Below are 12,267 nucleotides of genomic sequence, written 5' to 3'. Positions count from 1 at the left end.
CCTCCCCGGTCAGGTGCGGCGGAACTGCCGGACGGGTCCGGTGCCGCGCAGGTCGGCGAGCACGGTCTCGCCGGCCACCGCCTTCTGGCCGAGGCCGACCAGCACCCGCGTGCCCGCCGGCAGGTAGACGTCGACCCGCGAGCCGAAGCGGATCAGGCCGAACCGGTCGCCGACGGTGAGGTCGTCGCCGGGCTTGACCCAGTCGACGATGCGGCGCGCGACCAGGCCGGCGATCTGCACCACGCCGATCCGCACCGGCTCGCCGTTCTGGCGGGTCTCGATCACGAGGCCGTTGCGCTCGTTGTCCTCGCTCGCCTTGTCCAGCTCGGCATTGAGGAACAGGCCGGGGGTGTAGTGGATCTGGTCGATCCGGCCGGTGACCGGCACCCGGTTCACGTGGCAGTCGAACACGTTCATGAACACCGAGATGCGCAGCATCGGCACCGAGGGCAGGTCGAGCTCGGAGGGCGGCAGCACGGTGCTGATCAGGTTCACCCGCCCGTCCGCCGGCGAGACGATCAGCCCGTCGCCGACCGGCACGATCCGCTCGGGGTCGCGGAAGAAGTAACAGACCCACAAGGTCAGCAGCAGGAAGATCCAGCCGAGGAACTGCACGAAGGTGCCGGCGAGCACCGTCAGCACGATGCCGATCGCGATGAAGGGATAGCCCTCCTTGTGGATCGGCACCAGCACGCGGCGGATCGTCTCGAACAGGTCGGTCATGGGTCCTCGGGCCTTTTGCCGGCCGCGAACGGCCGGTCCAGCGCCCGCGGATGGCAGGCGCGTGGCTTCGCGTCAATCATTCGAACGACGCGGGACGGCCCCGGCGCGTCCGAAGGACGCGCCTCACGACACGGCGGCCGGCTCCGGCGCCTTCGCCGCGGGGCCCGGGATCTCCCCCGGCTCCAGATGCGTGCGCAGGCTCGCGCCCGAATGCTCGGCTTCCTGGGCTTCCGCGCGCTTCAAGGCCTCGCGGGCGGCCTCCGCCTCGCGCTGGCGGTTCCACATCGCCGCGTAGGTACCGCCCTGGTCCAGGAGCGAGAGATGGGTGCCGCGCTCGGCGATGCGGCCCTGGTCGAGGACGATGATCTCGTCGGCACCGACCACGGTCGAGAGGCGGTGGGCGATGACGAGCGTGGTGCGGCCGCGGCTCACCCGGTCGAGGGCGTCCTGGATCTCGCGCTCGGTGAAGGAATCGAGCGCCGAGGTCGCCTCGTCGAGGACGAGGATCGGCGGGCCCTTCAGGATGGTGCGGGCGATGGCGACGCGCTGCTTCTCGCCGCCCGACAGCTTCAGGCCGCGCTCGCCGACCGGCGTGTCGTAGCCCTCCGGCAGGGCGGCGATGAAGCGGTCGATCTGGGCGAGCATTGCTGCCTCGCGCATCTCCTCCTCGGTCGCCTCCCAGCGGCCGTAGCGGATGTTGTAGCCGATCGTGTCGTTGAACAGCACGGTGTCCTGCGGCACCATGCCGATCGCGGCGCGCAGGCTGTCCTGCTCGACGCCCGCGATGTCCTGCCCGTCGATCGTGATGCGCCCCGATTGCGGCTCGTAGAACCGGAACAGCAGGCGCGACAGGGTGGACTTGCCGGCCCCCGACGGCCCGACGATCGCGACGGTGCGGCCCGCCGGCACCGTGAAGCTGATGCCGCGCAGGATCGGGCGCTCCGGCACGTAGGCGAAATGCACGTCCTCGAACCGCACCACCGCGTCGCCGATCGCGAGCGGCTGCGCGCCCGGCCGGTCGGCGATCTCGGGGTTGCGGTGCAGGATCTTGAACATGTCGTCGATGTCGATCAGCGCCTGCTTGATCTCGCGATAGATCATGCCCATGAAGTTGAGCGGCATCGAGAGCTGCACCAGCATGGTGTTGACCAGCACGAAGCCGCCGATCGTCGCCCGCCCGGCCATGATGTCGCGGGCCGCCAGCCACATCACCACGCTCATGCCGATGGTGAAGATCACCGCCTGGCCGGCATTCAGCACCGCCAGCGAGACGTAGGTCTGGGTCGAGGCTTTCTCGTAGCGGGCCATCGACTGGTCGTAGCGGGCGGTCTCGCGGGCTTCCGCGCCGAAATACTTCACCGTCTCGTAGTTGAGCAGCGAATCCACCGCCTTGGTGTTGGCATCGGTGTCGGAATCGTTCATCCGCCGGCGGATGGCGATGCGCCATTCCGTGGCCTTGTAGGTGTAGCCGAGATAGGCCGCCACCATCACCAGCACGACGAGCGAATAGGACAGGCTGAACTCGTAGGCGAGCGTGCCGAGCACCAGCAGGAACTCGACGATGGTCGGCACCAGCGTCAGCACCATCAGGCGCGAGAGTTCCTCGATGCCGTTGCGCCCGCGCTCCAGCACCCGGGTGAGACCGCCGGTCTTGCGCTCCAGGTGGAAGCGCAGGGACAGTTGATGCATGTGCCGGAAGGTCTGGAGCGCCAGGCGCCGCACGGCATGCATCGCCACCTTGGCGAACAGCCCGTCGCGGACCTGCGTCAGCAGCGCCATGGCGATCCGGGTGGCGCCGTAGAGCAGGATCATCAGGGCCGGGGCGGCCCAGATCCCGGTCGGGACGCTCTCCTCCTTGCCGCCCACCACCGCGACCAGGGCGTCGGTCGCCCATTTGAAGGTGAACGGCATCGCCAGGGTGACGACCTTGGCGACGAGCAGCAGCCCGAAGGCGATGAAGACGCGGCGCTGCAGGTCGGGCCGGCCGTGGGGCCACAGATAGGGCCACAGGCGGCGGTAGGTCGCGACGAGGCCGGGCCGCTCGGGCTCGGCCGGGGGGATCTGGGTGGTGGACAAGGAACCGGTTCCGGACGGGATCGGCGTCGCATATAGGCCAGGATGCGACAGGCCGACAGCGCACCCGACGCGGCCCGGACCTGCGGCGAAGGCGTCTGCGCGGCGGCCGACCTCCGGGAAACCTGCGCGACAGGCCCGCAGGCCCTGTCGGAACGACGATCATCCGTCGGGGGCAGCCGCTCACGCGTCGTCCCCGGATCGCCCTGGCGCTGCGGCGCCGCGGGCTCGGGTCAGCCGCGGCTCTCGGGCTCACGCACCTGCGCCGCCTCGCCGGGCAGCACGAAGACCTGGCCGGGATAGATGCGGTTGGGATCGCGGATCTGGCCCTGGTTGGCGTCGAAGATCACGGTGTAGCGCAGGCCGCGGCCATAGGCCCGGCGGCTGATGCTCCACAGGTTGTCGCCGCGGGTGACCTTCGCGGTGCTGATGCCGGGCACGAACACCGTACCGGGAGCGGCGGCCTCTCGGGCCACGGCCCCGTGATCCGGGGATCCTTGCCCCGATTCCGGGGCCGCTATCCGCTCGGGGGCCGGGGACGTCGCGCCCGCGGCGGGACCGGATGGCCCCGCCGGGGCCTCGCGCGCCGGAGCGTGGCGGGCCGGCCCCGCGACCGGAGCCGGTCCGAGATTCGGCGGCACCGCGAAGGCGGTCTCGGCCCGGGTCTTGACCGCGCCGGAGGCGGGATCGACCTGATCGACCCGCACCCGGTAGTCGCCCGGCGTGACCCCGCGCCCGATGGTGAAGGCGACGCGGCCGTCCGGCCCAGCCTGGCCGGGGGCCACCAGCGTGTCGTTGAGGTAGAGGCGCAGATCCGCCTTGGGCGCACCCTGCGCGGTGACGTAGAGCCGCCCGCCCGCCTCGGCGTCGACGCCGACGACCTTGACCGGCGGGGAGCCGGCCGGAATCTTCGCGTCGATCTCGCCGCCGCCCCTGGCCTCCGCCCGGGCCGCCGCCTTGCCGGGCCCGGCCTTCGGTGCGGTATCCTTGAGAGCAATATCCTTGGTCGCGGCATCCTTGGCCGCGACATCCGGCAGCGAGAGCACGGCGGTCGGCCGACCCGGCGCCGTCACGGCGACGAGGGGCTTGGTGCGGTGGTCCTGCGCCACCACGACCACGGCGCTGGCCCGGCCTGCGGCGGTGGCGCCGTCCGGCGCGGTGCTGCGCAGCGTGATCTCGTGGCTGCCCGGCGCCAGGACCGGCGGCACCAGGGCGAAGTTGCCGGCCTCGTCCGCCTTGGTGCGGGCGAAGGGCTGGCCGTCGCGCAGGATCTCGACCTCGGCCCCGGGCCGGCTGCGCCCGGCGACGACGCTCGCCCCGTCGGGCTCGACCCGGATGACGTCGAAGGACGGCGCATCGTCCGCCGCGGCGGGAGCCTCCGGCTTGGTCGGCAGGGCGGCGAGCGGCCTCAAAGCCGGAGCGGGGGAAGCCGGTGGGGCGGCTCCTGGCAGCGCGGCCGCCGGCTCCGTCTCCGGCGAGGCGAACGAGAACAGCCGCGTGCCGCTCGCGGCGACGCCGATGAGCACGAACCCGGCGACGAGGCCGACGCCCGCGAGGACGAGGCCCCTGCGCAACTCGCCCCTCGGCAACTCGGTCGTCATGGCGCAACACTCCCGCTCACGGGTCCTCCCGCCGATGGCCCACGCACGACCGCGCGACCTTTCGCCTCCGGTCGACACGCCCACGCCATCGACCCCATAGTAACAGGACTGTCGGGGCGAGACCACGCGGCGCTCACAAGCGCGGCTCGGCCGGAAACTTGCCTGGCGCAAGATCGACCATGGAATGGCCGGCAACGGCTGCGAACGGTGCGGAGACTCGATGCGGACGGTTTGCGTGTATTGCGGCTCGGGGTTCGGCACCGATCCGGTCTTCGAGGCGGCGGCGCGGGCGCTGGGGCGCCAGCTGGCCGAGGCCGGCATCGCCCTGGTCTATGGCGGCGGCAATGTCGGGCTGATGGGCACGGTGGCACGGGCGGTGCTCGACCATGGCGGCCACGTCACCGGCATCATCCCGGACTTCCTGAAGTCGCGCGAGCGCATGCTCGACGACGTGCAGGAGACCATCGTGGTCTCCGATATGCACACCCGTAAGAAGCTGATGTTCGACCGCTCCGACGCCTTCGTGGCGATGCCCGGCGGCATCGGCACCCTGGAGGAGCTGGTCGAGCAGATGACCTGGTCGCAGCTCGGCCAGCACGCCAAGCCGATCCTGCTGCTCTCGGTCGCCGGGTTCTGGACCCCGTTCCTCGGCCTCCTCGACCACATGCGCCGCACCGGCTTCATCCGCGAGGGGCTCGATCTCAGCTACCTCGTCGCCGAGGAGCCGGACCAGGTGGTGCCGATGCTGCGCGAGGCGATCGCCAAGACGGCGCCGCGGCCGGAAGCCGAGGCGCTGATCGAGGAGAAGTTCTGAGCCTGCGACGATCCATCGAAGGCCTGCCACCTCCGGCCTATTCAGGAGCCGACGGTGGCAGGCTTCGCAGTCTCTCCCACCCTCGACCTCATCCCGAGGCGCCGGAGCGCAGCGGAGGCCTCGAAGGAGGGCTCCAGAAGTCTCTGCGATCTCTGGAGCTCTCCTTCGAGGCGAGCAATGCTCGCACCTCAGGATGAGGTCGAGGGTGGATGAACAGACAACGTCACCAGGAGCCCATCTTGACCACGACCCCGGACGCAAAGCCCCCGAACGACATGCTGCCCTACCGGCTGATCACGGGTAAGGACGATGCCAATTTCTGCCGCCGGATCTCGGAGGCGCTGGCTCTGGGCTACCGGCTGTACGGCTCGCCGTCCTGCACCTTCAACGGCACCGACGTGATCGTGGCGCAGGCCATCGTCTGGCCGTCGGTGGTCAAGGAGTGACGGCGGCACGAGGGACGGCACGCCGCCCCTCGGCCCATGGTCCTACGAGCCCACCGTCCAGGTGGTGGTGCCGTCCTTGTTGTCCTTCACCGTCACGCCGAGCGCCGTGAGCGCGCCGCGGATCCGGTCGGATTCGGCCCAGTCCTTGCGGGTACGCGCCTCCTTGCGCTCGGCGATCAGCCGCTCCACCGCCGCCGCGTCGACCCCGGAGGCCGCGACCGCCGCCCGCTCGCGCTCGGACCTGGTCTGGCCGAGCAGGCCGAGCAGGCCGGCGCCGGCCTTGAGCGCGGCCGGATCGTCGAGGCGATGCACCTCGCCGAGGGCCGCCGGGGTGTTGAGGTCGTCGAGCAGCGGTTCGAGCACGCTGTCGGGCGCCGGGCCCGGGGCCACGTCGCCGGCGGCGTCGTACCAGCGGTCGAGGGTGCGACTGGCCTCCTCCAGGGCGCGGAGCGTCCAGTCGATCGGCTGGCGATAGTGCGTGCGCAGCATGGCGAGGCGCACGACCTCGCCCGGCCAGTCCGCCAGCACGTCGCGCAAGGTGACGAAGTTGCCGAGCGACTTCGACATCTTCTCCCCCTCGACCTGCAGGAAGCCGTTATGGAGCCAGATGTTGGCCATCACCGGCGTGCCGAAGCAGCAGCGGGACTGGGCCACCTCGTTCTCGTGGTGGGGAAACACCAGGTCGATGCCGCCGGCATGGATGTCGAAGGTCTCGCCGAGATGCTTCCAGGCCATGGCCGAGCACTCGATGTGCCAGCCCGGGCGCCCTGCGATCTTGATCCCGCCGGGCGAGGCCCAGGACGGCTCACCGGGCTTCGAGGGCTTCCACAGCACGAAATCGAGGGGCGAGCGCTTGTAGGGCGCGACATCGACCCGGGCCCCGGCCTCCATCTCGTCGAGGGGGCGGCGCGACAGCGCGCCGTAATCGGGCATCGAGGGGACGTCGAACAGGACGTGGTCCTCGGCCACGTAGGCGTGGCCCGCCGCCACCAGCCGGTCGATCAGCGCCGTCATCTCGACGATGTGGTCGGTCGCCCGCGGCTCGATCATCGCCGGGGGCCGGCCCGCCCCGTTCACGTCCTCCGGCATCAGGATGCCGAGGCGGCGGATGTCGTCGTGGAACTGCGCCAGCGTCCCGTCGGTCAGCTCGCGGATGGTGATGCCGCGCTCGGCCGCCCTCGCGTTGATCTTGTCGTCCACGTCGGTGACGTTGCGGGCATACGTCACCGCCTCCGCCCCGTAGACGTGGCGCAGCAGCCGAAAGAGCAGGTCGAAGACGATCAGCGGCCGGGCGTTGCCGATATGGGCGGCGTCGTAGACGGTCGGGCCGCAGGCATACATCCGCACCCGGCGCGAATCGATCGGCCGGAGCGGCTCCTTGGCCCGGGAGAGCGTGTTGTAGAGGCGCAACAGCGAGGCCATGAAACACCTGCGGGACGGGGTCGGGCCGGGGCGCCGCGCGGGGCACCGGCCGAGGTTCTAAGTCGTTGCCGGATCGGGCTCGGTCCCGTCCGGCGGAAGGTCCGAACGCCGCCCGTGCCGGCGACCGCGGCGGCCGCCTGTTGCACGGGTGAGACGCCCGAATGAGCCGATCCGGGTTAGCTCAAATCCGTGAGCAATTCGAGAAGGCAGACGCCGCGGGGGCCAAGCCCGTGCCGGACCCTGCGTAATCGCCCCGCTCGCACGATGCGTAGAGAGATTGTTTACCACCCACGCCCAGTGTCGGGCCGGAGCCGGATGCCGACGGCTCCGATCAGAAGGTTTGCCCCATGCGTCGCACCCTCGCCGTCCTCAGCGCCCTCGGTGTCCTGGCCTCCGCCACCGCCCCGGCGCTGGCCGCCTCGCAGGGAACCGGCCAGGGAACCGGCGTGGAGAAGACCTTCCTGATCCCCTCCAGCGACGGCTACGGCGTCGCCGAGTGCCTGACCACCGGCGGCGAGTGCGGCCAGGTGGTGGCGGATGCCTGGTGCGAGTCGCAGGGCTACGCCAAGTCCGCGTCGTACGGCATCGCCGCCCAGGACGAGTATACCGGCGCGATCGAGGCCGCCCCGGCCGTGAAGACCTCCGACCGCCCGATCCGGATCACCTGCCGGGATTGATTGTCTTCTGCGAGAGGCGGGGTCGCGCGGCGCCGGATGGATCACGTCTCGCGGCGCATCGAAGTCTCGTCGGCTGGCTCGACGAACCTGACACCCTGAGTGTCATTCCGGGGCCGCGAAAGCGGAGCCCGGAATCCAGACACTCAGTTTCCTCAGAATCGATCGGAACGCCGTTCGCTCTTTTCTGATCCATCCGCGGCTCTGGATTCCGGGCTCCGCGTTCGCGGCCCCGGAATGACGCGGTGGATATGACAAACATCGAGAAAAATGCCGTCGGGCTGCCATGCGAGCTTTCAGGCCGCCCGGCTCGACACCGGACCCCGCTGGCGCACCGCGCAGATCCGCCTATCTCGGCCCCTATGCGCCGCCGAAAGCGGCAGCCGGGAGCGTGTGGCATGATCCGAAGCCTCGTCATCGTCGCCGCTGCCCTGCTGCCGACCCTCGCCGACGCCGCTCCGCGGCCCCGCGCGCCCGTCGGCCCGGTGGTCCCCGGCCTGCCCGGCTACGATTGCCGCCTCTGGACTCCCCTCGATCACGATACGGTCGGGCCGTATCCCCGCCCGGGCGCCCGGCCGGTGCGGGCGGCGAGCGGCTGGGGCGGCAGCGCCTACGGCTACGGCACCGGCGGCGCCTCGGCCTCCGGGGCCGTCGCATTCCCGGCCGACAGCGCGGCGGAATGCGATCTCGGCGCACGGACCTTCGGCCGGGCCGGTCTCGACATCCTGCCGCGCTGACGACACGGGGTCAGGTGCCCGGCCGGTCGTGCACCGCCTTGGCGAAGAAGTCCGTCCACGCCTTCGGGCGGTTCTTCAGCACGCCGGCCTTCACGAGGTGGTCGGCCTGGAGCATCGTGCCGTAGGGCGTGGCCGAGAAGACGACGCCGGGCTGCTTCATCATCGCGACGAGTTCGTCCGGCTCGAACTTCTCCTTGGTCGCCGCCAGGTAGATCGTGGCCGCCTTCTTCGGGTCGTCACGGATCAGCGCGTTGGCCTCGTCGATGGCGGCGAGCACCGCGGCGGTGGTCTTCGGGTTCTGGTCCATGAACTTGCCGCGGCCGAACACGATGGCGTTGCTCAGAGGACCGCCGACCACGTCGTAGGAATTGAGCACGACGTGGATCTTCGGGTCCTTCAGCTCGATCTGCTGGTAGGGCGGCAGCGAGAAGTGGCTGTTGACCTCGCTGGTGCCGCCCAGCAGCGCGCCGACCGCGTCGGGATGGCCGAGCTGCACGGTGAGCGCGTCGAGCTTGTTGCGGCCGGCCTCGCCGAACTGGCGCTCGGCGGCGATCTGGAGCATCACCGCTTGCGCCGAGACCTTCACGGTCGGCACCGCGATCCGGTCCTTGGCCGAGAAGTCGGCCAGCGTCTTCACCGCCGGGTTGCGGGTGACGAGCATCATCGGCGCGCCGGCCGAGGCCGCCAGCCCCTTCACCTCGCCGCGGGTGCGGTCCCAGGCGAGGAGCAGGTTGGTGGCGCCGCTGGTGACGAAATCGACGTTGCCGGAGATCAGCGCATCGACCGAGGCGCCGCCGCTGGTCAGGGTGACCCAGCTCACCTTCACGTCGCCGAGGCCGGCCGAGGCGACGTGCTTCTCGACCAGGCGCTGCTGCTCGGCCAGCACCATCGGCATGTAGATCAGGCCGGGCTGCCGGGTGAAGCGCACCTCGCCGGTCTCGGCGTGGGCAACGGAGGTGGCGAGGCCGAGCGCGACGGCCAGCGCGCCGGCGGCGCGCCTGAGGAACGGCATGGGCGAATGCTCCCTGGTTCTCGGCCCCTGTCCGGACGCGTCGTCGCGCGCCCGCCGGAGCCGTTCAGGGAGCCAGGGTCCGGAAATACCCCGGACACGTCAACCCGCGACGAAGGAAGGGGCCTCAGGCCGAGACGGCGGAGGACTCGGTCCGGTGCCCGGCGGCGCGGCTGCGATTGGCCACCATGCGGTCGTGCAGGCGCAGGATCGTGCGCGAGCCGGTCGAGGTGAAGGCGAAGGGCAGGATGCCGTGGACGAGGCAGGCCAGCCCGCCGGCGATCATGCTGAGCCCGAAGCTGGTGGCGACGCCCATATGCTCGACATAGGTCTCGCCGACGGCGGCCGGGTGCTCGGAGAAGGACAGCTTCGACATGGGCTTTACCGGGGTTCCTGGGGTCTCGAAAGGCAGGCTAAGGATCGCACGGACCCCGCGAAGGCGGATTGCAAATTTTCCTCCGTTTTCGCATGATCGCGCAATCAGGTTGCGCTATATCGCGATCGGTTGGGAAAATTTCGCGTGGACGAGTTCGACCGGAAAATCCTGTTGTGCCTCCAGGAGAACGCGGCCGAATCGCTCGAGGCGATCGCCGCCCGGGTCGGCCTGTCGGCCTCGCCGTGCTGGCGGCGGATCCAGAAGCTGGAGGCGCAAGGGGTGATCCAGCGCCGGGTGGCGCTCCTCGATCCCGACCGGATGCGGGTCGGCGTCACGGTGTTCGTCTCGGTGCGCACCAACCGGCATAATGCCGACTGGGCCGAGCGCTTCTGCGCCGCCGTGGCGCAGATCCCCGAAGTGGTTGAGTTCTACCGCATGAGCGGCGAGATCGACTACTTGTTGCGCATCGTCGTGCCCGACATCGCGGCCTATGACCGGGTCTACAAGCGGCTGATCCAGTCGGTCGAACTCTACGACGTCAGTTCCGCCTTCGCGATGGAGCGGATCAAGTACACCACCGCCCTGCCGGTGACTTACGCTGAGTAAGTCGACGCCGCGCACAATTGCGCGGGTCTGGCCTGCGCCGGGCGCCGGTTGCTTTCCGGGCCGATCGGTCTAGCTGCGGCCGATATCCTCCCCCCTGCCCGACGAAGCCCCGCATGACCACCTCCCGGACGACGCGCCGTCCCCTTGTGATCGCCGCCGTCATGGCCTCGATGGCGATGGTGGCGATCGAGGCGACCATCATCTCCACGGCGATGCCGGGCATCGTCGGCGAGCTCGGCGGGCTCTCCCTCTATGCCTGGGTGTTTTCCGGCTTCCTCCTGACCCAGACCGCCGCCACGATCGTGTTCGGCAAGCTCGCGGACATCCACGGGAGGAAGCCCGTGCTGCTTGCCGGCATCGCGGTGTTCCTCGCGGCCTCGGTGCTGTGCGGCTTCGCCTGGTCGATGCCGGCGATGATCGCGTTCCGGCTGATCCAGGGCATCGGCGCGGGCGCGATCCAGCCGGTCTCGCTCACCATCGTGGGCGACCTCTACTCCGCGCAGGAGCGCGGGCGGATCCAGGGCTTCCTCGCCAGCGTCTGGGCGATCTCGGCGGTGGTCGGGCCGGTGGCGGGCGGCTTCATCATCGCGCACGCCTCCTGGTCGTGGATCTTCTGGATCAACCTGCCGGTCGGCCTCGTCGCGAGCGGCCTGTTCGTCGCCTTCCTGCACGAGGGCGAGCGGCGCGAGCGCCGGCCGGTCGATGCGGCGGGCGCCGCCCTGTTCACCCTCACGGTCGCCGCGCTGATGGTGGCGCTGACCGAGGCCGGCGAGGCGCGCTGGACGGTGGTCGGCATCGCCGCCGGGCTCGGGATCGTCGCGGCCGTGCTGCTGGCGTTCCAGGAGCGGCGGGCGCGGGAGCCGGTGATCGACGCCGCGCTCTGGCGCCGCCGGCCGATCGCCGCCGCCAACGGCACGTCGCTGCTCGCCGGCATGGCGCTCATCGGGCTCACCACCTTCCTGCCGATGTACGTGCAGGGCGTGCTCGGGCAGACGCCGATCGTCGCCGGCATGGCGCTGACCGTGATGGTGCTCGGCTGGCCGATGGGCGCGACGCTGGCGGCGCGCTCCCTGCACCGGTTCGGCCTGCGCCGCATCCTGGTCACCGGCGGCCTGATGCTGCCGCTCGGCGCGCTCGCCATCGTGACGCTCCAGCCCGGCAGCCACCCAGTCCAGGCCGGCGTCGGCTCGCTCGTCATGGGCTTCGGCATGGGGCTCCTGAGCAACGCGTCCCTGATGCTGATCCAGGAGATCGTGCCCTGGACCCAGCGCGGCAGCGCCACCGCCTCGAACATCTTCTCGCGCAACCTCGGCAGCACGCTCGGCGCCACGATCTTCGGCGCGGTGCTCAATCACGGGCTCTCGGCGGCGGGCAGCACCGTCACGGCGGACAGCCTCCAGCAGGCCCTGGCGGCGGGCGGCCTGCCGGGGGAGGCCGAGACCGTGCGGATGGTGCTCCAGCACGCCCTGCACCAGACCTTCTGGGCGGTGCTGATCATTTCGGCGGCCGCCTTCGCCACCGCGCTCCTGGTGCCGCACGTCGCGCTCGGGCGGGCGCGCGAGGTGCCGGCGGAGTAGCTGGCACCCTATATACGACAGTGATATGCAGCCAGCGGCGATCGTCCCTCCCATCCGCGACCTCATCCTGAGGTGCGACTGAAAGGAGCCTCGAAGGAGGGCTCCAGAAATCTCTGAGACTTCTGGAGCCCTCCTTCGAGGTCAGTCGATCTTCGATCGACTAACACCTCAGGATGAGGTGGAGGGTGGGTTATATTAAACTCTCGTCA

The 12,267-nt window shown here is 70.4% G+C and carries 12 protein-coding genes; 6 read left to right on the top strand and 6 right to left on the bottom strand.

The annotated features are described in order from the left end of the window. Window positions 1-9 precede the first annotated feature (9 nt). The 3 genes from F1D61_RS03125 to F1D61_RS03115 form a co-directional block, all read right to left on the bottom strand. A complete protein-coding gene (locus F1D61_RS03125; RefSeq protein WP_203156474.1) occupies window positions 10-723 on the bottom strand; it encodes a phosphatidylserine decarboxylase in 714 nt (237 codons plus the stop codon). A 123-nt stretch (window positions 724-846) separates the two neighbouring features. Then, entirely contained in the window at window positions 847-2,799 is a 1,953-nt protein-coding gene (locus tag F1D61_RS03120; protein ID WP_203156473.1) for an ABCB family ABC transporter ATP-binding protein/permease, read from the bottom strand. 230 nt (window positions 2,800-3,029) lie between these two features. Next, window positions 3,030-4,397 carry a LysM peptidoglycan-binding domain-containing protein gene (locus F1D61_RS03115; RefSeq protein ID WP_203156472.1) on the bottom strand — a complete coding sequence of 456 codons (1,368 nt, stop codon included), beginning with the start codon at window positions 4,395-4,397 and terminating at the stop codon, window positions 3,030-3,032. A 220-nt stretch (window positions 4,398-4,617) separates the two neighbouring features. Here F1D61_RS03115 and F1D61_RS03110 point away from each other — a divergent pair, with 220 nt between their 5' ends. After that, window positions 4,618-5,211: a TIGR00730 family Rossman fold protein gene (locus F1D61_RS03110; protein WP_203156471.1), complete on the top strand. Its 594-nt coding sequence runs from the start codon at window positions 4,618-4,620 to the stop codon at window positions 5,209-5,211. Window positions 5,212-5,450: 239 nt separating this feature from the next. Then, on the top strand, window positions 5,451-5,657 hold the full coding sequence (locus F1D61_RS03105; RefSeq protein ID WP_432443200.1) for a DUF1737 domain-containing protein: 207 nt from the start codon (window positions 5,451-5,453) through the stop codon (window positions 5,655-5,657). Between the two features lie 42 nt (window positions 5,658-5,699). Here the strand turns inward: F1D61_RS03105 and cysS are convergent, their stop codons facing one another. After that, the gene (cysS, locus tag F1D61_RS03100; RefSeq protein WP_203156470.1) at window positions 5,700-7,079 is read right to left on the bottom strand and encodes a cysteine--tRNA ligase; all 1,380 of its coding nucleotides are present in this window, start codon (window positions 7,077-7,079) and stop codon (window positions 5,700-5,702) included. Window positions 7,080-7,426: 347 nt separating this feature from the next. Between cysS and F1D61_RS03095 the strand changes: the two genes are divergently transcribed. Both F1D61_RS03095 and F1D61_RS03090 read left to right on the top strand, forming a co-directional pair. Further along, window positions 7,427-7,756: a hypothetical protein gene (locus F1D61_RS03095; RefSeq protein ID WP_203156469.1), complete on the top strand. Its 330-nt coding sequence runs from the start codon at window positions 7,427-7,429 to the stop codon at window positions 7,754-7,756. A 395-nt stretch (window positions 7,757-8,151) separates the two neighbouring features. Continuing rightward, window positions 8,152-8,490: a hypothetical protein gene (locus F1D61_RS03090; protein ID WP_203156468.1), complete on the top strand. Its 339-nt coding sequence runs from the start codon at window positions 8,152-8,154 to the stop codon at window positions 8,488-8,490. Window positions 8,491-8,500: 10 nt separating this feature from the next. Here the strand turns inward: F1D61_RS03090 and F1D61_RS03085 are convergent, their stop codons facing one another. Together F1D61_RS03085 and F1D61_RS03080 are read right to left on the bottom strand one after the other, a co-directional pair. Continuing rightward, window positions 8,501-9,502 (bottom strand): ABC transporter substrate-binding protein, encoded by a 1,002-nt coding sequence (locus tag F1D61_RS03085; protein WP_203156467.1) that lies wholly within the window; start codon window positions 9,500-9,502, stop codon window positions 8,501-8,503. Window positions 9,503-9,626: 124 nt separating this feature from the next. Next, on the bottom strand, window positions 9,627-9,875 hold the full coding sequence (locus F1D61_RS03080; protein ID WP_203156466.1) for a DUF6356 family protein: 249 nt from the start codon (window positions 9,873-9,875) through the stop codon (window positions 9,627-9,629). A gap of 144 nt (window positions 9,876-10,019) precedes the next feature. Here F1D61_RS03080 and F1D61_RS03075 point away from each other — a divergent pair, with 144 nt between their 5' ends. Next, window positions 10,020-10,481: an Lrp/AsnC family transcriptional regulator gene (locus tag F1D61_RS03075; protein ID WP_203156465.1), complete on the top strand. Its 462-nt coding sequence runs from the start codon at window positions 10,020-10,022 to the stop codon at window positions 10,479-10,481. Between the two features lie 113 nt (window positions 10,482-10,594). Continuing rightward, window positions 10,595-12,058, top strand: a complete 1,464-nt coding sequence (locus F1D61_RS03070) for an MDR family MFS transporter (protein ID WP_203156464.1) — start codon at window positions 10,595-10,597, stop codon at window positions 12,056-12,058. Window positions 12,059-12,267: the final 209 nt, after the last annotated feature.

Origin of the sequence: Methylobacterium aquaticum, from assembly GCF_016804325.1 — a bacterium.
Taxonomy (GTDB): Bacteria; Pseudomonadota; Alphaproteobacteria; order Rhizobiales; family Beijerinckiaceae; genus Methylobacterium; species Methylobacterium aquaticum_C.
Note: the sequence above shows the minus strand (reverse complement) of the source record. Positions and strands in the feature narration are given on the sequence as shown.